The following is a 21,671-nucleotide window of genomic DNA, read 5'->3' as shown; positions in this document are numbered from 1 at the left end:
GGATGATAGTATGGCAGAATCAGGATTTATAAGAAAGCTTAAGGAAATTGGTCCGGGTGCGATCATCACTGCATCATTTATCGGTCCCGGTACAGTTACTACAGCAACAAGGGCCGGCGCGGGTTTCGGCTTCGCCCTGCTCTGGGCGGTAATATTTGCGATTGTTGCTACGATTATCCTGCAGGAAATGGTTGCAAGAATCGGTATTGTAACAAAACAGGGTTTAGGTGAAAATATCAGAGAGCTGTTCGATAATAAAATACTTAAATTTGCATCAGTATATATCGTGATGATTGCAGTCGCAATCGGCTGTGCGGCGTATATCAGCGGCGACCTGCTGGGCACATCACTCGGGGTTTCATATCTGTTCGATGTACCGGAAAATATAGTTGCGCCGATACTGGGCGTAATTATCTTAATCCTGGCACTGTCGGGCGGATACAAAGTCATTGAGAAGCTGATGGTTATTCTGATCATCATTATGGGAATCACATTTATCACCACAATGTTTGTGACAGGACCGGATATTTTAGATTTACTTAAAGGTACTTTTGTCCCGGGGATTCCAAGCGGATCCATACTCCTGGTCATCGCTTTGATCGGTACGACGGTTGTTCCGTATAACTTTTTCATACATGCACAGACGGCAAGTGAAAAATGGGGGGACACTTCCAGGCTGTCTGATATGAGATTTGATACAATATTAATGATATCCGTAGGCGGTCTTATTACTGCCGCTATTCTGATCACTGCCGGTGCCTTGATACAAGGGACCGAAGTGACAAGTGTCGTAGAGCTGGCAGCACCGCTTGAACCGTTGATGGGAGAGCTGGCACCGATATTTATCAGTGTGGGACTCTTCGCTGCAGGTTTCTCATCAGCCATTGCCTCTCCGATGGGGGCAGCTGCAACGGTCAGCAGCTTCATGCACTGGAAAGGCGGATTTGAAAATAAGAAGTACAAGTTGATTTTCGCACTTGTAATCACTATTGGTATCATCACTTCTGCAATTGGTTTTGAACCGTTGGAAGTATTGCTTATTGCACAGGCATTAAATGGTCTGATTTTACCGATTATTGCTATATTTATTATGATAGTGATTAATAAAAAAGGACTGATGGGCAACTTTAAAAACCCGACGGCATTGAATATTGCAGGTTATGTGATTACGGCAGGCGTTACATTTTTAGGTGCGTACAGTCTGTATGATGCAATCACGAGCTTTTTCAGCGCAGTATAATGTGACAGACAATTGAGTGGAGGAATAAGAATGAAGGTAAATACTAAATGGCAGGGAAACATTTCTTTTGAATCGACGGCAGATGTTTCAGGACACACTGTAAATATGGATGCGAGGAAAGAAGCGGGCGGCTCCGGCAGTGCCCCATCACCGATGGAAATGGTGCTGCACGGTGTTGCCGGCTGCATGGGTATCGATCTATGTGTCATAATGAGGCATCACATGGATAAAGTGAATGAACTGGAACTCGAGCTTGACGGCGATCGTGCAGAGACAGAACCGAAACGCTTTACAGATATACAAATTACAGTAAAAGTTGTCGGAGACGTTCCTGAGAAGGTTCTGAAACGTGCAGTTAAGCTGTCACATGAAAAATATTGTTCTGCGGTCAATTCATTAAATGCAGAGTTTACAACAAAAACAGTATTAAATGGTAAAGATATATAAGGAAAGGCGCTTCCAAAACAATCCGGAAGCGCCTTTCTTCATATTAATCGTCATCACTCAGAGATGTATCCTCAAAGTTTTTACCGTGAAGGATAATTTCATTGATGTAGTCTTGCTGGTCATAAGTCATCATTACATAATAACCGTTATCTGGATCGCTGTCATACATCATTCTGAAGTTGGACGTGTCATCCAGCGTCGGCCAGCCGTAATTGGCTACAGCATCCATTTTAGAGAATTCTTCAGGGAAGATGATGATTCCGTCTGCTGTGAGCGCTGAAGTATCTGTTTCATTGGCAGATTCCGGAAAATTGAAAGCAATATGTTCATAATGATAATATGTGCCGTCGGTCAATTCACCGCTGCCATCAGGTTCACCCAATGTATTTATCATATAATCATAGCTCGACCCCAGTGAAATTGTACGGTATTCATAGCTCGCGGAGAAAAAATTTGAGATGAAAGCATCGGAAGTAAGATTGATCGGTTCGACTTCCGGCGGCTCGGTCTCTTCTTCTGTTACTTCGTCATCTTCTGCATCTTCAGCCTCTTCAGATTCTTCAGTGACTTCTTCTGAAGTTTCAAGATCATTAGGATTATTCCCCGTAATCGTACTTAAACAGGAAATTAAAAACAATGGTGCAGTAAAGAGTAAAAGTATGAATTTCATTTAATCCCCCCATAATAATCTTATGATTATATTTTAAATCACCAATGCTGGAAACGCCAGAATCTATATGGTTTATAAATACAATGCACCAAGTGCGCCGGAGAACTCACCATTTTTAATAATGTGCGGCTGCATCCCTTTCAGGGTTACGTACCTGTTGATGATATCCATCATTACATCGTTATCCCTGATCGTGGAACCGATGAAGATGATATCTCTGGTATCAAAACCAGCTGCCAGATTGATGCCGATTGTACTGACAGTCTCCGCTACAAGTGCAATCACAGCCTGCAGCTCATCAGCATGTCTGACTATTTTTCTGTCACCTGATTTGACGTTTCCAAAATTACTTGCGGTCAGGTCGCCGGGTATCGGTGATGCGTCGCCTGCGTATATGTGGTGTACCTTCAAGTCTATTTCATCACGGTTCCCTTCTTTGGCCAGACTCACAATCTCATTGAAATTGTCGGTGCCGGTCAGAAGGTAGGAGAGCCCCATCAAAGTACCGCCGCCGACACCTGACCCCCCGGCTCGTCTCTGGCCGTCAGCATCTGCCTGGTGGAATGAAGTTCCTGTACCGACGTTTAAATATACAAATCGTTCAATATGTAAGTCCTGCTCATTCATAAGCTGTTTCAAGCCGATATAAGTGGCCTCGAACTCGATAGAGATATTCACATCGTGGTTCAGTTTGCGGCTCATGTATTCCGCTTTACCGCCTGTAATATATATGTCAGCGTCTGGATGATTATTATTCAAATCATCTATAAAGTCATCGATATTCAAAGAGGGGACCTTGTGGAACACTCTTTCATCATCATCTTTAATATAAACTATTTTTAATAAAGTGCCCCCGGCATCAATACTTATTTTCATAATATGCCCCCAAAAAAATGTCATTGGCAATAGTATACCAATGACATTTCATCTTTTGTAGAATTATTTAAGTTTCTTTCTTCTTGGGCGTCTCTTCATCGCTTCGTTGGATTCTCGTCGCAAGGATTTCGAAACTGCGAAAATCATCATTATCAAAATTAATGTAAACGGCAGACCTGCGAGCAGTGAAGCAGCCTGTAAACTGCTCAGCCCTCCGGCTAATATCAGCGAAATCGTCAAGAAACCAAGCAGAATCCCCCAAAGAATCTTTAAGCGTGTTGATGGATTTTCCGTATTTCCTGATGACATGCCTGCAACGATAAATGTTGCGGAGTCGGCGGAAGTGACCAGGAAAGTAAAGATTAAGATGATCGCAATGGCGGATGTAATTGCTGTCATCGGAATTTGGTCAAACATCGTAAATAGGGCTGCGGTCTGGTCATCCAGTACAATCTCGCCGATGTTCGTACCGTTGAACAAGTCCGAATACATCGCTGTACCGCCAAGTGCTGCAATCCATAAGAAGGAAAGCAGTGGTGGAACAATCAGAATACCGAGGACATATTCTCTAATCGTACGTCCTTTCGATACTCTGGCAACGAATGAACCGATGAACGGACTCCATGCAATTACCCAGGCCCAGTAGAACACTGTCCATTCCTGAACCCATGACTCGCCTGAATACGGCTGTGTTCTGAGAGAGTATCCAACATAGTTCTTTAAGTAATCACCGATACCGAGAACAAAAGTTTCCATGATGAAGGTGAAAGGTCCCATGAACATGACGAAAACAGTTAAAATCAGTGCGAGTGCCATATTTAAGTTGCTTAACCATTTCATGCCCCTTTTGAGTCCAGTGATTGTCGAGAATAAGAATAGTGCTGTCATCAGTATAGTCAGAACAATCTGTGTCACCGGTCCGGAAGGGAAGCCGAAAGCAAAGCTCAGACCGCCATCCATCTGGAGAATACCTAACCCTACCGAAGTCGACATCCCAGTGACTGTCGCGATCACTGCCAAAATATCAATCAATTTTCTTGACGGCTTATTGTAACTCTCACCGAATAACGGTTCGAGGGATGTAGAAACCATGCCGTCTTTCTTTTTGCGGTACTGGCTGTACCCGATCGCGAGACCTGCGACTCCGAATATCGACCACTGTGATATCCCCCAGTGGAAGAAGGTATAGCCCATGGCCATGCGTGCAGCTTCATATGATTCAACCTCTCCCCCCGGGAATGGTGCAATCATGAAGTGCTCCATCGGTTCCGCAACACCGTAGAATACGAGTCCGACACCGAGCCCGCTTGAGAACAGCATGCCTACCCATGAACGGAATGAGAATTCAGGCTTTGAGTCATCCGGACCGAGCTTGACACGGCCATATGGAGAAATTGCCATGAATAATAAGAATACACCAAAGCCGAACACACTGATTAAGAACAACCAGTTGAAATTACGCGCAATTGTGTCGTAAATACTGTAAGATGCATTTTCTACAGCCGTTGGAAACAGTATTGCCATTACAGCTGCAAGAGCAATTATCCCGCCGGCGCCCCAAAAGACTATACCAAGCTTTGAACTGTCCTCTCCCGGTGATTTACGTCTGGTATTTTTAGGATCTTCCTTCTCTGTTTCTTTACTCAATAAAAAAACCTCCATAAAAATATTTTTTCAGCTTTTCTACAGTTTTAATTTACAGTGATGTGCCTCTTGTGAGTTTCCATAAAGAATGCCACTGGTACCCTGTACCAGCGGCATTTCGCTGATAGTAAGATAATTGCCTGTGTGTTTGTCAATTAAATTACTTTAATAAATTTTTTTAGAAAAAACTTACACATTTTAGTATAATATAGGAAAATTATATACTAAAAAGAACGTTTGTTCAATTGAACTTAAGGTTATTCTGATATTGAAACTAAAGTATAATTGAAATTCAAATCGTATATTCTGTATCATAACAAAATAAATACATATGTCAAAAAGGGGACAAAATTATGAATGAGATTAAAATACGTCCATTTGAGGAAAAAGACCGTCAAGCATTAAAGGGTTTTAAGCTGAGTGTACAGCAGCTTGAATTTACCAGCCTGCCCTTGGATGTACTGAGTGATGCCCTGGGGGATGATGATCGTATGCCCTGTGTAGTGATCGACAACGATGACAGGATTGTGGGATTTTTCGTTCTTCATAAACATTACCGGCATGAAGGCTATGATACCCGGAGAGAAGTCGTATTCGTCCGCTCTTTATCGATAAATGAAAGTGTGCAGGGGAAGGGCTATGGTACAAAAGTTGCTTTGAATCTCCCTATATTTGTACAGGAACATTTTTCTGAGTATGATCATCTGCATCTTGTAGTGGATGCCGATAATACTGCGGCATGGAATCTTTACGAAAGAGCAGGTTTCATTCATACAGCAACTAAAGAAGATGGACCGATCGGGCTGGAGAGGCTGTATCATTTAGATCTTGACCAAAAATATGTCAGTAATATCAAATTAGTGGTAGATGAAGAAATAGTGTCACCAAATATTAAAATAGACATTATCCTTGATAATGAAAAAATGATTGGTTATCTTGAAGGAACAGTAGAAGAAGGAAGGCTCCTGATTAAAAATATATTCGTAGATGAGAATGAAAGAAATAGAGGGATTGCTTCCAGCGCTTTAAGGCAGATTGGCACTTTCCTCAGAAGGAATATGAAAGAAATCTCTGAACTTGCTGTAGCGGTCAATGATGATGAAAGCATTAACAAGTTATTTGAATATGTCGGTTTCGCACGCTTTAAAGAGACGGATAAAGATGATCTCTATATAAAGTATATTAAATATTAAATACTTCTTGATTCATTGGTTAAATAACTGTATCATATCTAAAGATACGAGCGGACGAAAGGATGTAAAGCAATGAGAATAGATAAATATTCAAAAGAAATGATGGATGAAAATTCATTTATAGATATGTCGTTCATTTACCTGGAAGACAAAGGAAAAGATGCTGACCTTTACGAAATCATAGATAAATTCAAAGAAGTGGGCAATTATAAAGAGGAAGAAATAGAAAACCGCATTTTACAGTTCTATACGGATTTGAACACTGACGGCAGATTCCTGAGCACAGGTGAAAATATCTGGGGACTCAGAGAATGGTATTCAGTAGACGATATTTCTGACAAAGTTGCACCTACGATTCATAAAATAGAACTTGCAACAGAGGAAGAAGAACCTGAAGTTTACGAAGATGATACTGTTGAAGATGCTTTCGACCAGGATAAAGAACTCGTAGATGGTGATACGGAAGATTTGGAAACCCCTTTAAATGATTCTAAAGATGAAGAAATAGACGAAGCCCTTGAAGGTTCTATCGATGAAACGATCGAATACGACGATACCGATGAACTTGAAGACTCTTATGAAGACGATGAGCAGAGTGTGTAACTCAACTTATAGTTGACTTTATTCCCAGAAGTGCTATTATTTTATTTGGGCTCCCTAAAACAGGGAAGATAAAGAACGGCTCCTTTTCACGTTGTGTGAAAGGGAGCATTTTTATTTTTACAGGAGGAAGAAAGATGACTAAATATATCTTTGTTACCGGAGGAGTTGTATCTTCACTCGGTAAAGGAATTACAGCAGCATCACTTGGCAGATTATTGAAAGACCGTGGTTATAAAGTGACGATTCAGAAGTTCGATCCATATTTGAACGTGGATCCGGGGACGATGAGCCCGTATCAGCATGGTGAGGTATTTGTTACTGAAGACGGCGCTGAAACGGACCTGGATCTTGGCCACTATGAACGTTTCATCGACATCAATCTACATAAATACTCAAACGTTACAGCAGGGAAAGTATATTCTGAGGTAATCAGAAAAGAACGCCGCGGAGATTACCTTGGTGCAACTGTACAGGTCATCCCGCATATCACAAACGAAATTAAATCACGCCTGATCAAAGCGGGAGAAGTTTCAAAAGCAGACGTCGTCATCACTGAAATCGGCGGGACAATCGGTGATATCGAGTCATTGCCGTTCCTCGAGAGCATCAGACAGATGCGAAGTGATATCGGGCGTGAAAACGTCATGTATATACACTGTACTTTACTGCCTTATATCAAGGCAGCCGGAGAAATGAAGACAAAACCGACGCAGCACAGTGTTAAAGAGCTTCGCGGTCTCGGCATCCAGCCGGATATGATTGTTGTCCGTTCCGAGCATGAAATGGCAGAGGAATTAAGAGATAAGATCGCACTGTTCTGTGACATTGAAAAAGAAAATGTCATCGAAGCCCGTGATGAAGAAACAATTTATAATATAGTCATGAGGCTGCAGGAGCAGGAAACTGATGATCTAGTCATTGAAAAGCTGGGTCTGCGTCCATCTGAGCCGGCAGACTTGTCGGAATGGAAACATCTTCTTGAAAATCTCGACAATATAGATAAATCAGTCTCCATCGGTATCGTCGGAAAGTACGTGTCATTGCAGGACGCTTATCTGTCAGTGGCTGAATCATTGAGGCATGCGGGATATGAGCGCCAGACGGATATAGATATCAAATGGATCAATTCAGAACATATAAACTCTGACAATTATGAAGAGAAATTAGACGGACTGGATGGTATCGTCGTACCCGGCGGATTCGGCGAACGCGGGGTTGAAGGAAAAGTTCTGGCATTGAAATTTGCAAGAGAAAACAGTGTGCCTTTACTTGGAATCTGTCTCGGCATGCAGCTTGCAACGGTTGAGTATGCCAGGAATGTCATCGGATTAGAAAGAGCCCATTCAAGAGAGCTTGATCCTAACACTCCTCATCCGATCATCGACCTGATGCCTGAGCAAAAAGACGTTATTGACCTTGGCGGGACACTCAGGCTCGGCAGTTTTCCATGCGAGCTGAAAGACGGCACGATTGCCAAAGAACTTTATGATAAAGAACTGATCAGCGAGAGACACAGACACAGATATGAATTTAATAACGCATATAAAGAACAATTGGAAGCACATGGAATGGTATTTTCCGGAACATCTCCGGACGGCCGTCTGGTGGAAATGATTGAATTGAAAGATCATCCGTATTTTATGGGTGTGCAGTTCCATCCTGAATTTTTATCAAGGCCGACAAGACCGCATCCATTATTCCAGGGTTTAATCGACGCGAGTTTAAAATAAAAAATCCCCGGAAGGGGATTTTTTAATATTCATCATTCGTCATTTCATCAATCAGTACATATAGATGATAGTATAGATAAGTGAATGCATTGATATATGGGTTCACTATTTTATCAAAATTTGGCGTAGGTATTAATTCTCTGGGTGAGGACAGGTCGATATAATGGTGCACATTATCGAGCGTCTCACTTTCATGTCTGTTATAATTTGAAATCAGTACGTAGTCGATGTGCTGAGCATTCAACTCATCTATGAAAGTTTTAACTTCGTCATCGAAAATATTGGCAATAACCAGTATCCTGTCCGGTGTATCTATATTTTCAATGGCACTGAATGGAGAAGGAGTGCCGAGTTTCAACTCTCCGTGAAGAAGGAGTGGTTCGAGTTTTGTAAAGTCATGAAATGTTTTCATGATGATGTTGCCTTCACCATGAACCGCCTGAGATAATAATCGTGCAGCGATTTCGATTTCTTCTTCCTGAGCATCTATATGATTATAAATATTGATGAGTTGAGTCTGTAATATTTTATCCATGATTATCACCCCTGTATTATAATTAAGCATATATCATCTTAACGATAAATTGAATGCTTATTTGAATTCTAATAAAACAATGCCGTATTTTTAATCGGATTTTAATTGAAAGATATTATAATGAGATTGATTGACTATAAAATCTTTCATCATTTTCTTTGCCGGTACAAACAAGATTCTTATATAATGAATAAAAAGATGTAATGGAGGATTTTAATTATGAAATATTTTATTGATACAGCAAATATGGATGAAATTAAAGAAATACATGAATGGGGCGTGCTCAGCGGAGTGACGACCAACCCTTCGCTCGTTGCAAAAGAGAAAGACATCTCATTTCATGAACGTCTTGTAGAGATTTGTGAATTGGTTCAGGGACCTGTAAGCGGCGAGGTCATTGCGCTGGATGCAGAAGGCATGATTGAAGAGGGCAGAGAGCTTGCAAAGCTTCATGAACACATCATCGTTAAAATACCGATGACCGGTGAAGGTATGAAAGCTGTTAAAGTATTAGCTTCAGAAGGTATCAAAACAAACGTCACTCTTGTGTTCAATACTGTACAGGCACTGACTGCAGCAAGAGCGGGCGCGACTTATGTATCACCTTTCATCGGAAGATTGGATGATATCGGTCTTGAAGGTCTGCAGCTGATTGAAGATATCAGTTATATTTTTGCACTGCATGACATCGATACTGAAATCATTGCGGCATCAATAAGAAATGAAGGTCATATCCATGGTGCTGCACTTAAAGGTGCACATATTGCGACAGTCCCATACAAAGTATTGAAGAAATTGACTGATCACCCACTGACAGATAAGGGAATCGAGCAGTTTTTAAATGACTGGAATAAAGACAAGTAAAACGCTCGATATCAAGTAAGGAGTAAGTATATGACTAAAGAAGTGATTAAAGTACGTGGCGGAAGGACTCTTACAGGAGAAGTCGACATAAGTGGTGCAAAAAACAGTGCGGTTGCATTGATTCCTGCATCCTTGATGGCATCCGAAGGTGAAATGATATTGGAAGGACTGCCTGAAATTTCTGATGTGGATACTTTAATGAGTTTATTGAATGATTTGAATATCAGTACGGAATTAGAAGGCACGAATTTGAAAATCAATGCTGAAAATGCACAAAATATGCCTTTATCCAACAATAAAGTTCAGTCGTTGAGAGCATCTTACTATATGATGGGTGCGATGCTGGCACGCTTTAAAAAATGTGTGATCGGTCTGCCGGGCGGCTGCCCTCTTGGACCGAGACCCATTGATCAGCATATCAAGGGCTTCGAAGCACTTGGTGCCAAAGTGACGAATGAATACGGTGCGATGTATCTGGAAGCCGAAAAGCTGACAGGTGCGAAAATTTTCTTTGATGTTGTCAGTGTCGGTGCAACAATCAACCTTATGGTTGCAGCAAGCCAGGCAGAAGGCAAAACAATTTTGGAAAATGTTGCGAAAGAGCCGGAAATCGTTGATGTGGCATCTCTTCTCAATAAAATGGGCGCGAATATCAAAGGTGCAGGTACTGATACGATAAAAATCTATGGTGTGGACAAGCTGCGGGGTACAAGGCACAACATCATACCTGACCGGATTGAAGCGGGGACATACATGATTGCCGGAGCAATCAAAGGTAAAAATTACCGTGTCAACAACATCATTCCGACCCATATGGAGTCATTGACTTCAAAGCTTCAGGAAATTGGTGTTGAAATTGAGCAGGGCGACGACTATGTCGTATTATCACATCCAAAAACGTATAAGCCGGTATCGCTGAAAACACAGGTATATCCAGGTTTCGCGACTGATCTTCAGCAGCCGATCACCCCGCTTTTATTTTTGACAGATGGAGTAAGTAAAATTACAGAAACGATTTATCCGGCAAGATTCCGTCATGTTGATGAACTGAGACGTCTGGGTGCAAATATCGAAAAGAAAAGCGGAACTGCTCTGATCTATCCATCTGAACTCCAAGGTGCAGATGTTTATGCCAGTGACTTGAGAGCCGGTGCATGTCTGCTGTTATCCGGTCTGATTGCAAACGGTGTAACGACAATTCATAATGTCGAACACATTGACCGGGGGTACAGTGATATAGTGAAGAAGCTGGAAGAGCTCGGTGCGGATATATGGAGAGAAACTGTTGAATAAGTAATTGAACCCGGGATTAATGAAAAAATTAGTTCCGGGTTTTTATTATGCTTTGTAATTTTTCAATATAATATATTGGTTTTGAAATAATTTATGGAGGTTCTCGCATGGAAAGAAGTTTATCTATGGAGCTGGTCAGGGTCACGGAAGCGGCAGCGCTTCAAAGTGCTAAATGGGTTGGAAAAGGCATGAAGGAAGCGGCTGATGAGGCAGCGACTGAAGCGATGCGGACGGTATTTGATACTATACCGATGTCAGGAAAAGTGGTAATAGGCGAAGGTGAGATTGATGAAGCCCCTATGCTGTATATCGGTGAAGAACTGGGCAGACGTGAGGGACCGGAAATTGATATTGCAGTCGATCCTCTTGAAGGCACTTCAATTGTTGCAAACGGGGCCTGGAATGCTCTGACGGTTCTTGCTGTAGCTGATAAAGGAAATCTGCTGCATGCGCCTGATATGTATATGAATAAAATTGCAGTCGGTCCGGAATGCCGCGGAATGGTGGATTTGGACTTTTCAGTGACAGACAACCTGAAAGCAGTGGCAAAGGCGAAAGGGAAAAGCATTTCTGAAGTTACGGTTACAATCATTCAAAGAGAAAGAAACCGGGAAATAATAGATGAAATAAGAGCGGCCGGTGCACGCATCAAATTTTTCCATGACGGTGACGTTGCAGGTGCCATCAATACATGTTTTGACTGGACAGGCGTAGATATCATGCTTGGAATCGGCGGCGCCCCTGAGGGCGTGATTTCGGCTGTCGGCATCAAATGTCTGGGGGGAGATTTCCAGGGCAGACTGGTACCCATGAGAGATGGGGACGCTGAACGCTGTGAGTCCATGGGGGTGGACCCTGAGAAGAAGCTTATGATGGATGACCTCGTCAGAGGTGATGATGCAATATTTGCTGCAACAGCAGTGACTGACGGTGAAATGATGAAAGGCGTCCAGTTCAAAGGCAGCTATGCTGAAACTTCATCCGTAGTCATGAGAGCCAAATCGGGCACTGTCCGTTTCATCAATGGACGTCACAGTCTGCAGAAGAAACCGAACATGGTAATGGAAGACTAGTTATTACAGAAGTGTATCTGAAAAAATGATATGCTTCTTTTCATTTGTTTCTAAATCATGTAGAATATCAGTTGTTCATCTCGCAACATCTTCAACTATCCTCTTTAAACTTTTTAACCATAAATCAGACGATACCCAAAAATATGAAAGTGAAGTGAATACATGGCTGATCGAAATAAAGAAGGCATGAAGTATGAAACCTTCGATTCGCTGTATAAAGGTAATTCCACAAAAGTGCTTACCGAACGTGCAAAAGAACTTAAGTTAACAAACTACAGCAAGTTGAACAAAAAAGAACTTGTACTTGCCATCATGGAAGCCGAAATGGAGAAAGACGGCAATTATTACATGCAGGGCGTGCTGGATGATATTCAGCAGGATGGCTATGGCTTCCTCCGTACTGTCAACTTCTCAAAAGGTGAGAAAGATATCTATATCTCAGCATCCCAAATAAGAAGATTCGAATTGAAGAAAGGTGACAAAGTCACGGGCAAAGTCAGAAAACCTAAGGAAAATGAAAAGTATTACGGCTTATTGCAGGTCGATTTCATCAACGATCAAAATGCGGAAGATGTGAAGAAACGTCCTCACTTCCAGGCGCTTACTCCACTGTATCCTGAAGAGCGCATACATCTTGAAAATCAAAAAAGCGGGCTGTCCACACGTATTATGGACCTTGTTACACCTATCGGTTTCGGTCAGCGTGGAATGATTGTCGCACCGCCAAAAGCGGGGAAAACTTCATTGCTGAAAGAAATTGCAAATGCAATCGGAGCAAATCATCCGAAAGCTAAACTGTTCATCCTGCTGATTGGTGAAAGACCGGAAGAGGTCACTGATCTGGAGCGTTCTGTTGAAAATGCGGATGTTGTACATTCAACTTTCGACGAGCCGCCGCAGCACCACGTAAAAGTTGCAGAGCTTCTTCTCGAAAGGTCGAAGCGTATGGTAGAGATGGGCGAAGATGTCATTATTCTAATGGATTCCATTACACGTCTCGCAAGAGCGTATAATCTCGTCATTCCGCCTAGTGGACGTACTTTATCAGGGGGGCTGGATCCGGCGAGCTTACACCGTCCGAAACATTTCTTCGGTGCTGCCCGAAATATAGAAGCAGGCGGAAGCCTGACTATTCTTTCCACAGCTCTTGTTGAGACAGGCAGCCGGATGGATGACGTCATATATGAAGAGTTTAAAGGGACGGGGAACATGGAACTGCATCTGGACCGGGGACTCAGTGAAAAACGGATTTATCCTGCGATTGATATCCGCCGTTCAAGCACGAGAAAAGAAGAGCTGCTGTTAGACAAAAAAGAGTTGGATATACTATGGCAACTTAGAAAACTGTTTACAGATGCGCCTGACTTTACGGAAAGATTCCTGAGAATCTTAAAACAGACGGAGTCAAATGAAGAATTCTTTGATGTTCTGAGAGACCGTATGGTTTCCTCACAAAAATCAGGAAAACCTGTAATATAAAATACTTAGGAACGGTTGATTTTTGAAGTGCTACAATGTATAATACACAAGTATTGTGTGGCAAAACCACAAAATAACTCTGTTCCAGATGGTCCAGGGCAAGGGAGCTGAAATATCATGAGAGAAAATATTCATCCGGAATATCATAAAGTAATATTTTTAGATTCTACTACAGATTATAAATTTTTGAGTGGATCTACACGTACTTCCGATGAAACGATGGAATGGGAAGATGGGAACGAATATCCGGTTATTCGTCTAGACATATCATCTGATTCACACCCATTTTATACTGGTCGTCAAAAATTCGCATCTGCGGATGGCCGTGTTGAGAGATTCAACAAAAAATTTGGTTTCAAATCAGCAAATGAATAGTTTTAAAAACAGTCAAACTGCATTGGGACATGTGTTTCAATGCAGTTTTTTTGTGTTGAAAATATGATATACTTATAAAGATTATAGAAGACGGAAAAGGTGAAAATATGTTTGATCAATTGGAGATAATTGAAAACCGGTATGAGCAGTTGAATGAACTTTTAAGTGATCCTGATGTTGTCAGTGACCCTGATAAATTAAGAGAATACTCAAAAGAACAGAGCGATCTGCAAAAGACGGTGGATGTCTTTCGTGAATACAGAAATCATAAAGAGACTATAGAAGAATCAAAAGAGATGCTGGAAGAGACGAATGAAAAAGACATGATTGATATGTTGAAAGAAGAGATTTCAGATTCAGAAAAAGAGATACCGGAACTGGAAGAGCAATTAAAGTTATTACTTCTTCCCAAAGATCCAAATGATGACAAAAACGTTATCATTGAGATACGCGGTGCCGCAGGCGGAGACGAAGCCCAAATATTTGCAGGCGACCTGTTCAGAATGTATTCACGTTATGCAGAAAATAATGGCTGGAAAACTGAAGTGGTCGAGGCGAATGCGAGTGACCATGGCGGCTACAAAGAGATCAGCTTTATGATACAGGGCCACGGCGCCTATTCCAGGCTGAAATATGAAAATGGCGCACACCGTGTACAAAGAGTGCCTGAGACAGAGTCCAGCGGACGCATCCACACTTCAACAGCAACTGTTGCAGTTTTACCTGAGGTTGAAGATGTTGAAATGGATATCAGAAATGAAGATCTTAAGATAGATACTTACCGTTCAAGCGGAGCGGGCGGGCAGCACGTAAACACAACAGATTCCGCCGTACGCATTACGCACCTTCCGACAGGTGTTGTGGTCACTTCACAGGATGAGAAGTCTCAGATTAAAAACAGAGAACGTGCGAGAAAAGTTTTGAATGCAAGAATCTACGACCTGATGCAGCAGGAAGCAGAAGCTGAATATGCAGAGCAGAGAAAATCGGCAGTAGGGACGGGGGACCGTTCTGAACGAATAAGAACATACAATTATCCTCAAAGCCGTGTAACGGACCACAGAATCGGTCTTACAATTCAAAAGCTCGACCAGATCATCGAAGGCAGACTGGATGATATTATAGACGCTCTAATCATCGAAGAGCAGACATCCAAACTGGAAGAGTTGAACAATGCCACAATATAGTTACCGGGAGGCAATGAAGAAAGCGGAGACTTCTCTTCTGGAACATGGCAAAGAAAAGAGAATAGCCCGACTGTTAGTGGAAGATTTGTTTCTTCTGACAACGGCTCAGATCATGATGAAGTCAGATGAGCCGATGCCGCAACAGGAAAAAAGTCTTTATTTTGAAGCTGTGAAAAGAGTGTGTGCCGGAGAACCCTATCAATACGTTGTGGGGTTTTCATGGTTTTACGGGGAGAAATTCAAAGTGACGACAGATACATTGATTCCGAGAAATGAAACTGAAGAGCTGGTCATGTTTGTTCTTGATGAAGAGAGTGATGATGGTCAGACGGCAGTGGATATTGGTACAGGGACCGGAGCGATACCGGTGACACTGCAAAAACACTGGAGCAAGAATAAAATGTACGCAACCGATATCTCACAAAGCGCCCTTGAAGTAGCACGAATAAACTGTGAATTTCATGATGTGGACATTACGTTATATCAGGGGGATTTATACAGCCCCTTGGTAGAAAACAACATAAAGGCAGATATCCTCATCTCAAATCCCCCTTATATATCCAGAGAGGATCTCTCGATCATGACGCCTTCGGTCATTGAACATGAGCCGCACCAGGCGTTGTTTGCAGAAGATGAGGGCCTTGAAATTTACAAAAGACTGATTGACGGGCTGCCTGAAGCTCTAAATGCCGGCGGCAGAGTCTATTGTGAAATTGCTTTTAATCAAAAGGAGTCATTGTTAAAATATTTATTAAAGATATGGCCGGAAACAAAACATTTCGGGGTAGTGAAAGATATCAACAAGCAGGACAGAATACTTTATTTCACCTGGGAAGGATGAGGGCGCTTGGACACAAAAATTTGGCAGATTTCATCAGATGAACTGAACAGCTCTGAGACATTGGATAAGATGGAAGAGATAAAAACGGCACTCATGTATGGAGAAGTCGTCGGCCTGCCGACCGAAACAGTTTACGGCCTTGCGGGAGACGCAACGAACCCCGAAGCCATCCAAAAAATATTCAATGCCAAAGGCAGACCGCAGGATAATCCGCTGATTGTTCATATACACAGTATTGAACAATTGGAAAAGTTCGCTGAAATACCCGATGAACGGATTTTAAAGTTAATGGAAAAGTTCTGGCCGGGTCCGATATCTTTCATATTACCTTTGAAGGATGATTATATTGCATCAAAAACAGTTGCGGATCTAAGGTCGGTGGCTGTAAGGATGCCCAGCCACCCTGTAGGATTGAAAATTTTAGAATATACGGATTTGCCGCTGGCTGCGCCCAGCGCCAATATAAGTGGAAAGCCTTCACCGACCGATTACAGTCATGTGATAGATGATTTAGAAAATAAAGTGTACGGTGTCATTGCGAGTGATCCGGCAGATTACGGCATCGAGAGTACAGTGCTGGACTGCACGACATTTCCTTACCGTATAGCAAGGCCGGGAGAGATTACGAAAGAAAATCTGGAAATTGTCATCGACGGGCGTGTTGCGGTTCATTCAGAAGATATGGACAAGCCCATTTCCCCTGGAATGAAATATAAACATTATGCCCCGAGGCAGCCGCTTATTTTGATTGAGGGCAGTGTGCTGGCACAGACACTGGCTTCCAGGAAGGAACAGAATATCGGTGTGATTGCACCGGAATCCTTCCGGCAGGATGTACCAGAAGGTGTGGAATTTGTAAGCTTATGTCAAAGGGAAGATGATTACAGGGAAGCGGCTAAAAATTTATACGGTGCACTCAGAAAGATGGACAAGTCCGATGTTGATGTCATTTATATATATCGATTCAGAGAAAATCCAAAGTCTGAAGCACTTTTGAACAGAATTTATAAAGCGACAGGCAATGTATTGATAGAAGGAGCGCATGAAATTGACTAAACCAATTGTATTTGTGTGCACGGGGAATACATGCAGAAGCCCTCTGGCTGAGAGCTATGCGAAGTCAGCTTTTAAAGATCGCACATTTGCTTCGAGAGGAATCATGGTCACCGGCAGTACAATAAGTCCGATATCCCAGCAGATCATTGATGAAGAATCGCTGGTTCAGCCGGAAACGCCTCAGCAGATATCAGCTGAGGATGCCGGATCGTCTATATTATTGACGATGACAAGAAGTCATTTCAATGTATTAAAAGAGATGTATCCTGATTCGGAAATATATTTATTGAGTGAATATGCAGACGACAGCTGCAAAGACATCAGTGATCCTTTCGGCGGAAGTTATGAAGATTACAGGGAAGTTTATGCACAAATCAAGACTTTTATAGATGAACTGTTTAAATAATGTGATAAAAGTAATATGATTACTTTCAAGTAAGAGAATTTTATATATAATATAGTTGAGGTGAAAATATGAAAGTTATAGTTGGTTCAGATCATGGCGGCTTTAATCTGAAGAATGCCATCGTCAGTGAACTGAAAGAAAAAGGTGTGGATATCACTGATTTCGGCCCGGAATCAGATGACTCGGTGGATTACCCTGATTTTGCAAAACCGCTTGCGGAGAAAGTCGCTGCAGGGGAGTATGATAAAGGCATCCTGATTTGCGGAACAGGTATAGGCATGAGTATTTCAGCAAATAAAGTCAAAGGTATCCGGTGTGCGTTAGTGCATGATACATTCTCAGCAAGAGCGACAAGAGAGCACAATGACTCCAACATTCTTGCAATGGGAGAAAGAGTAATTGGAAAAGGTCTCGCGTCCGACATTGTAGATATTTGGTTAAATACTGAATTCGAGGGTGGTAGACATGAAAAAAGAGTTCGTAAAATTGAAGAATGATCTGGAAACACTGATAGAGGAGCTGGAAACAGAAGGCTTTTTCTTTGAAAACCAGTGTCTAATCATCGGTTGCTCCACATCTGAAGTGATCGGTGAACACATCGGTAAAAGCAGTTCGCTTGAAGTGGCGGAAGTGATCTTCAACAGTTTTAGAACAGTAAGAGAGAAGTATGATATTCATTTAATGTTTCAGGGGTGTGAACACATCAACAGAGCAGTGACAATGGACAGAAGAACTTCTGTTCAGTTCGGCTTCGATGAAGTGAGTGTCGTGCCTCACAGGAGCGCCGGCGGAAGTTTAAGTGAATATGCATACCAGGAAATGGCCGACCCGGTCGTAGCTGAATTCGTCACTGCGGATTCCGGTATAGATATCGGCCAGACTATGATAGGTATGCATTTAAAGCATGTTGCTGTACCTTTGAGAACAAATACCAGACTTATCGGTGAAGCTGTTGTCACAATAGCTAAGACCAGACCTAAATTGATTGGCGGTCCCAGAGCGAAATATAATAATTAAATAAATGAAGTGGGGAGAATACAAATGTCAAATATCAAATCACAGGATCCAAAACTGTTTGAAGCAATCGAGTCCGAGTTTAAGCGTCAGGATAAAAACATTGAATTAATTGCATCTGAGAACTTTGTATCAGAAGCGGTACTGGAAGCTCAAGGTTCAATATTAACGAACAAGTATGCGGAAGGATATCCTCATAAACGTTATTATGGCGGATGTGAATTTGTGGATGTCGTCGAAGATCTGGCGAGAGACAGATTGAAAGAGATTTTCGGTGCCGAGTACGTGAACGTCCAGCCGCACTCAGGATCCCAGGCAAACATGGGGGTTTATTTCTCAATACTTGAACCGGGAGACAAGGTCCTGGGTATGAACTTGAGCCACGGCGGCCACCTGACGCATGGGGCACCGGTCAACTTCAGTGGAAAGATGTATGAGTTCAGCGAGTATGGTGTCGATCAGGATACAGAAACGATTGATTATGATGCTGTATTGGAAACAGCTAAAAAAGAAAAGCCGAAGCTGATCATTGCAGGTGCAAGTGCTTATTCAAGACAGATCGACTTTGCTAAATTCCGTGAAATCGCTGACGAAGTCGGTGCCTACTTCATGGTGGATATGGCTCATATCGCCGGCCTTGTTGCAGCAGGACTGCATCCCAACCCGGTACCGCATGCAGACTTTGTCACTTCTACTACACACAAGACACTGAGAGGGCCGAGAGGCGGCATCATCCTGGCAAAAGAGAAGTATGGCAAAAAACTGAACAGTATGATCTTCCCGGGCATCCAGGGCGGTCCGTTGATGCATATCATCGCTGCCAAAGCAGTGGCTTTCGGTGAAGCACTGGAGGACGGCTTCAAAGAATACCAGCAGCAGGTAATCAAAAATGCCCAAGCCTTGGCTAAAGGTCTGACTGATCATGGCCTCAGAGTCGTTTCAGGAGGCACTGACAACCACATCGTTCTTGTTGATGTTAAAAGCTTCGGTCTGACTGGTAAACAGGCAGAAGAAGTTCTTGATGAGATTGGAATCACATGTAATAAAAACACGATTCCGTTTGATAAGGAGTCACCGTTCGTAACAAGCGGTCTGCGTCTCGGCACACCTGCCATGACTACAAGAGGCTTCAAAGAAAAAGACATGGAAGAAGTGGCGAAGTTGATGGCAGAGACGTTGAAACGTGCGAAGAACGATGAAAGTCTGGATGGAATAATCGAAAAAGTTCATGCAATGACTGCTGATTATCCTTTATATTCTAAATAAAAATAAGAATTAGTAATGAACAGGAGGGCATTTATGTCAAAGGTTCAAGTGATGGAACATCCTCTTATTCAGCACAAAATGGGTTTTATAAGAGATAAAAATACTCCCACAAAAACATTCAGGGAACTGGTGGACGAAGTAGGCATGCTGATGGCTTATGAAGTGACGAGGGATCTGGATTTGGAAGACGTTGAGGTGGACACACCTATACAGACAACCACAGCCAAAAGGCTGAGCGGTAAAAAAATCTGCCTGGTTCCGATTTTAAGAGCCGGACTCGGGATGCAGGAAAGTATTCATAAACTTATACCTTCTGCCCGGGTCGGCCATATCGGCCTTTACCGCGACCCGGATACATTACAGGCAATAGAATACTATGCTAAATTCCCCGGAGACATTGAAGAACGGGATATTTTCGTAATTGATCCGATGCTCGCAACCGGCGCATCTGCAGTAGAAGCAATCACAGCTGTCAAAAAGAGGGGCGGCAGCAAGATTCGCTTCATCTGTTTAATCGCCGCACCTGAAGGTGTAGAAGTTCTTCAGGAGGCTCATCCTGATGTAGACATCTATATTGCAGCACTGGATGACAGATTGGATGAACACAGTTATATCGTACCGGGTCTGGGTGATGCCGGAGACCGTTTATTCGGAACAAAATAATTCAAACTGATAGGGAGAAAAATCATGAAAAAGATTATGACTATTTTTGGGACCCGCCCGGAAGCTATCAAGATGGCACCGCTGGTGCTTGCTCTGAAAAAGGATCCGGAACTGGAACCAATTGTTGTAGTTACCGCTCAACATAGAGAAATGCTCGACCAGGTACTTAAAATATTTGATATAGAACCAGACTATGATTTAAATATTATGAAGCAGGGGCAGACACTTCCAGAAGTTACGGGCCGGGTGATCCAGGGTCTTGATTCTGTAATCAAAGAAGCGAAACCGGATATGATTTTAGTGCACGGTGACACTACGACAACGTTTGCAGGCAGTCTTGCAGCATTCTATAACCAGATAGATATCGGACATGTAGAGGCCGGGCTCAGAACACATAACAAATATTCACCATTCCCTGAAGAAATGAACAGGCAGATGACAGGTATCCTTGCAGATCTTCATTTTTCACCAACGGAAAATTCCAAGCAGAATCTTCTTGTGGAAAATAAGAATGAGGAATCTATTTCAGTTACAGGCAACACTGCAATAGACGCATTGAAAACTACCGTGAACGAAAATTATCAAAGTGAGATAATCGAAAAGCATAAAAATAATAAAGTGATTCTATTGACTGCTCACAGACGTGAAAACATCGGTACGCCGATGCATAATATTTTCAGTGCAGTCAGAAACATTGTAGATGAATTCGAAGATGTAACTGTCGTCTATCCAATCCATAGGAACCCTAAAGTGAGAAGCATTGCTGCCGAATACCTGGGAGACCATGACCGCATCGAAATAATTGAACCTTTGGATGTCGTTGATTTCCATAATTTCGCAGCAAAGAGCCATATCATTTTGACTGATTCAGGTGGTGTTCAGGAAGAAGCACCTTCACTTGCAAAACCTGTAGTTGTCTTAAGGGATACTACAGAGCGTCCTGAAGGTGTCGAAGCAGGGACGTTGAAACTTGCAGGCATTGAAAAGCAGGATATTTATGACCTGACCAGACAATTGCTTACAAATGAAGAGGTGTACCAGAAAATGTCCCAGGCGGCGAATCCGTATGGAGACGGTGAGGCATCCAAACGGATATGTGAAAACATCAAGCATTTTTATGGTATTATAAACGATAAACCTGAAAGTTTCCGCGTGTGATTAAATGTGTCGATAATATGTCGTGAAAGCATGTTGTTCAAATAAATCCCTTCATGTT

Annotated in this window: 23 protein-coding genes; 19 read left to right on the top strand and 4 right to left on the bottom strand. The window is 42.4% G+C overall.

Annotated elements, in window-relative coordinates; translation table 11 throughout:
* The first annotated feature begins 10 nt into the window (after window positions 1-10).
* A complete protein-coding gene (locus ACY8DT_RS03900; protein WP_462421622.1) occupies window positions 11-1,240 on the top strand; it encodes an Nramp family divalent metal transporter in 1,230 nt (409 codons plus the stop codon).
* Between the two features lie 30 nt (window positions 1,241-1,270).
* On the top strand, window positions 1,271-1,687 hold the full coding sequence (locus ACY8DT_RS03895) for an OsmC family protein (RefSeq protein WP_462421621.1): 417 nt from the start codon (window positions 1,271-1,273) through the stop codon (window positions 1,685-1,687).
* A 43-nt stretch (window positions 1,688-1,730) separates the two neighbouring features.
* On the opposite strand, the gene ACY8DT_RS03890 is transcribed toward ACY8DT_RS03895, so the two are convergent.
* The 3 genes from ACY8DT_RS03890 to ACY8DT_RS03880 form a co-directional block, all read right to left on the bottom strand.
* Complete coding sequence (locus tag ACY8DT_RS03890; RefSeq protein ID WP_462421620.1) at window positions 1,731-2,357, bottom strand: hypothetical protein; 627 nt, start codon at window positions 2,355-2,357, stop codon at window positions 1,731-1,733.
* A 72-nt stretch (window positions 2,358-2,429) separates the two neighbouring features.
* Window positions 2,430-3,233: a type II pantothenate kinase gene (gene coaW, locus ACY8DT_RS03885; protein WP_462421619.1), complete on the bottom strand. Its 804-nt coding sequence runs from the start codon at window positions 3,231-3,233 to the stop codon at window positions 2,430-2,432.
* A 63-nt stretch (window positions 3,234-3,296) separates the two neighbouring features.
* Window positions 3,297-4,880: a BCCT family transporter gene (locus ACY8DT_RS03880; protein ID WP_462421618.1), complete on the bottom strand. Its 1,584-nt coding sequence runs from the start codon at window positions 4,878-4,880 to the stop codon at window positions 3,297-3,299.
* Window positions 4,881-5,230: 350 nt separating this feature from the next.
* On the opposite strand from ACY8DT_RS03880, the gene ACY8DT_RS03875 reads away from it, so the two are divergent.
* The 3 genes from ACY8DT_RS03875 to pyrG all read left to right on the top strand — a co-directional run bounded on the left by ACY8DT_RS03875 (window position 5,231) and on the right by pyrG (window position 8,403).
* Window positions 5,231-6,070 (top strand): GNAT family N-acetyltransferase, encoded by an 840-nt coding sequence (locus tag ACY8DT_RS03875; protein WP_462421617.1) that lies wholly within the window; start codon window positions 5,231-5,233, stop codon window positions 6,068-6,070.
* Between the two features lie 72 nt (window positions 6,071-6,142).
* The gene (rpoE, locus tag ACY8DT_RS03870) at window positions 6,143-6,673 is read left to right on the top strand and encodes a DNA-directed RNA polymerase subunit delta (RefSeq protein ID WP_462421616.1); all 531 of its coding nucleotides are present in this window, start codon (window positions 6,143-6,145) and stop codon (window positions 6,671-6,673) included.
* Window positions 6,674-6,807: 134 nt separating this feature from the next.
* A complete protein-coding gene (gene pyrG / locus ACY8DT_RS03865; protein WP_462421615.1) occupies window positions 6,808-8,403 on the top strand; it encodes a CTP synthase in 1,596 nt (531 codons plus the stop codon).
* A gap of 22 nt (window positions 8,404-8,425) precedes the next feature.
* Here the strand turns inward: pyrG and ACY8DT_RS03860 are convergent, their stop codons facing one another.
* Complete coding sequence (locus tag ACY8DT_RS03860; protein ID WP_462421614.1) at window positions 8,426-8,938, bottom strand: DUF2529 family protein; 513 nt, start codon at window positions 8,936-8,938, stop codon at window positions 8,426-8,428.
* A 219-nt stretch (window positions 8,939-9,157) separates the two neighbouring features.
* Here ACY8DT_RS03860 and fsa point away from each other — a divergent pair, with 219 nt between their 5' ends.
* The 14 genes from fsa to wecB all read left to right on the top strand — a co-directional run bounded on the left by fsa (window position 9,158) and on the right by wecB (window position 21,613).
* Complete coding sequence (gene fsa / locus ACY8DT_RS03855; protein ID WP_462421613.1) at window positions 9,158-9,802, top strand: fructose-6-phosphate aldolase; 645 nt, start codon at window positions 9,158-9,160, stop codon at window positions 9,800-9,802.
* A gap of 30 nt (window positions 9,803-9,832) precedes the next feature.
* Entirely contained in the window at window positions 9,833-11,095 is a 1,263-nt protein-coding gene (gene murA, locus ACY8DT_RS03850) for a UDP-N-acetylglucosamine 1-carboxyvinyltransferase (RefSeq protein WP_462421612.1), read from the top strand.
* 107 nt (window positions 11,096-11,202) lie between these two features.
* The gene (gene glpX / locus ACY8DT_RS03845; RefSeq protein WP_462421611.1) at window positions 11,203-12,168 is read left to right on the top strand and encodes a class II fructose-bisphosphatase; all 966 of its coding nucleotides are present in this window, start codon (window positions 11,203-11,205) and stop codon (window positions 12,166-12,168) included.
* A gap of 162 nt (window positions 12,169-12,330) precedes the next feature.
* On the top strand, window positions 12,331-13,647 hold the full coding sequence (gene rho / locus ACY8DT_RS03840; protein WP_462421610.1) for a transcription termination factor Rho: 1,317 nt from the start codon (window positions 12,331-12,333) through the stop codon (window positions 13,645-13,647).
* Window positions 13,648-13,764: 117 nt separating this feature from the next.
* On the top strand, window positions 13,765-14,022 hold the full coding sequence (locus tag ACY8DT_RS03835; RefSeq protein ID WP_052254783.1) for a type B 50S ribosomal protein L31: 258 nt from the start codon (window positions 13,765-13,767) through the stop codon (window positions 14,020-14,022).
* Window positions 14,023-14,129: 107 nt separating this feature from the next.
* Window positions 14,130-15,209, top strand: a complete 1,080-nt coding sequence (gene prfA, locus ACY8DT_RS03830) for a peptide chain release factor 1 (RefSeq protein ID WP_462421609.1) — start codon at window positions 14,130-14,132, stop codon at window positions 15,207-15,209.
* Window positions 15,196-16,050: a peptide chain release factor N(5)-glutamine methyltransferase gene (gene prmC / locus ACY8DT_RS03825; protein WP_462421608.1), complete on the top strand. Its 855-nt coding sequence runs from the start codon at window positions 15,196-15,198 to the stop codon at window positions 16,048-16,050. The genes prfA and prmC overlap by 14 nt, the downstream gene beginning before the upstream one ends.
* Window positions 16,051-16,056: 6 nt before the next feature.
* On the top strand, window positions 16,057-17,106 hold the full coding sequence (locus tag ACY8DT_RS03820) for an L-threonylcarbamoyladenylate synthase (protein WP_462421607.1): 1,050 nt from the start codon (window positions 16,057-16,059) through the stop codon (window positions 17,104-17,106).
* Window positions 17,099-17,512: an arsenate reductase/protein-tyrosine-phosphatase family protein gene (locus ACY8DT_RS03815; protein ID WP_462421606.1), complete on the top strand. Its 414-nt coding sequence runs from the start codon at window positions 17,099-17,101 to the stop codon at window positions 17,510-17,512. Before ACY8DT_RS03820 ends, ACY8DT_RS03815 begins: the two co-directional genes overlap by 8 nt.
* A 68-nt stretch (window positions 17,513-17,580) precedes the next feature.
* A complete protein-coding gene (gene rpiB / locus ACY8DT_RS03810; RefSeq protein ID WP_462421605.1) occupies window positions 17,581-18,009 on the top strand; it encodes a ribose 5-phosphate isomerase B in 429 nt (142 codons plus the stop codon).
* Complete coding sequence (locus tag ACY8DT_RS03805) at window positions 17,978-18,529, top strand: TIGR01440 family protein (protein ID WP_462421604.1); 552 nt, start codon at window positions 17,978-17,980, stop codon at window positions 18,527-18,529. The genes rpiB and ACY8DT_RS03805 overlap by 32 nt, the downstream gene beginning before the upstream one ends.
* Window positions 18,530-18,553: 24 nt before the next feature.
* Window positions 18,554-19,792 carry a serine hydroxymethyltransferase gene (glyA, locus tag ACY8DT_RS03800; protein ID WP_462421603.1) on the top strand — a complete coding sequence of 413 codons (1,239 nt, stop codon included), beginning with the start codon at window positions 18,554-18,556 and terminating at the stop codon, window positions 19,790-19,792.
* A gap of 33 nt (window positions 19,793-19,825) precedes the next feature.
* Window positions 19,826-20,455 (top strand): uracil phosphoribosyltransferase, encoded by a 630-nt coding sequence (upp, locus tag ACY8DT_RS03795; RefSeq protein ID WP_462421602.1) that lies wholly within the window; start codon window positions 19,826-19,828, stop codon window positions 20,453-20,455.
* Window positions 20,456-20,479: 24 nt separating this feature from the next.
* A complete protein-coding gene (gene wecB, locus ACY8DT_RS03790) occupies window positions 20,480-21,613 on the top strand; it encodes a non-hydrolyzing UDP-N-acetylglucosamine 2-epimerase (protein WP_462421601.1) in 1,134 nt (377 codons plus the stop codon).
* The last annotated feature ends 58 nt before the right edge of the window (window positions 21,614-21,671 follow it).

It is taken from the genome of Salinicoccus sp. Marseille-QA3875 (assembly GCF_054950095.1).
Note: the sequence above shows the minus strand (reverse complement) of the source record. Positions and strands in the feature narration are given on the sequence as shown.

Excerpts from the sequence above, each read along its gene's own strand:
- ACY8DT_RS03900 (WP_462421622.1), top strand. The coding sequence starts at position 11 with ATGGCAGAATCAGGATTTATAAGAAAGCTTAAGGAAATTGGTCCGGGT.
- ACY8DT_RS03895 (WP_462421621.1), top strand. The coding sequence starts at position 1,271 with ATGAAGGTAAATACTAAATGGCAGGGAAACATTTCTTTTGAATCGACG.
- ACY8DT_RS03890 (WP_462421620.1), bottom strand. The coding sequence starts at position 2,357 with ATGAAATTCATACTTTTACTCTTTACTGCACCATTGTTTTTAATTTCC.
- coaW (WP_462421619.1), bottom strand. The coding sequence starts at position 3,233 with ATGAAAATAAGTATTGATGCCGGGGGCACTTTATTAAAAATAGTTTAT.
- ACY8DT_RS03875 (WP_462421617.1), top strand. The coding sequence starts at position 5,231 with ATGAATGAGATTAAAATACGTCCATTTGAGGAAAAAGACCGTCAAGCA.
- rpoE (WP_462421616.1), top strand. The coding sequence starts at position 6,143 with ATGAGAATAGATAAATATTCAAAAGAAATGATGGATGAAAATTCATTT.
- pyrG (WP_462421615.1), top strand. The coding sequence starts at position 6,808 with ATGACTAAATATATCTTTGTTACCGGAGGAGTTGTATCTTCACTCGGT.
- ACY8DT_RS03860 (WP_462421614.1), bottom strand. The coding sequence starts at position 8,938 with ATGGATAAAATATTACAGACTCAACTCATCAATATTTATAATCATATA.
- fsa (WP_462421613.1), top strand. The coding sequence starts at position 9,158 with ATGAAATATTTTATTGATACAGCAAATATGGATGAAATTAAAGAAATA.
- murA (WP_462421612.1), top strand. The coding sequence starts at position 9,833 with ATGACTAAAGAAGTGATTAAAGTACGTGGCGGAAGGACTCTTACAGGA.
- glpX (WP_462421611.1), top strand. The coding sequence starts at position 11,203 with ATGGAAAGAAGTTTATCTATGGAGCTGGTCAGGGTCACGGAAGCGGCA.
- rho (WP_462421610.1), top strand. The coding sequence starts at position 12,331 with ATGGCTGATCGAAATAAAGAAGGCATGAAGTATGAAACCTTCGATTCG.
- ACY8DT_RS03835 (WP_052254783.1), top strand. The coding sequence starts at position 13,765 with ATGAGAGAAAATATTCATCCGGAATATCATAAAGTAATATTTTTAGAT.
- prfA (WP_462421609.1), top strand. The coding sequence starts at position 14,130 with ATGTTTGATCAATTGGAGATAATTGAAAACCGGTATGAGCAGTTGAAT.
- prmC (WP_462421608.1), top strand. The coding sequence starts at position 15,196 with ATGCCACAATATAGTTACCGGGAGGCAATGAAGAAAGCGGAGACTTCT.
- rpiB (WP_462421605.1), top strand. The coding sequence starts at position 17,581 with ATGAAAGTTATAGTTGGTTCAGATCATGGCGGCTTTAATCTGAAGAAT.
- ACY8DT_RS03805 (WP_462421604.1), top strand. The coding sequence starts at position 17,978 with ATGAAAAAAGAGTTCGTAAAATTGAAGAATGATCTGGAAACACTGATA.
- glyA (WP_462421603.1), top strand. The coding sequence starts at position 18,554 with ATGTCAAATATCAAATCACAGGATCCAAAACTGTTTGAAGCAATCGAG.
- upp (WP_462421602.1), top strand. The coding sequence starts at position 19,826 with ATGTCAAAGGTTCAAGTGATGGAACATCCTCTTATTCAGCACAAAATG.
- wecB (WP_462421601.1), top strand. The coding sequence starts at position 20,480 with ATGAAAAAGATTATGACTATTTTTGGGACCCGCCCGGAAGCTATCAAG.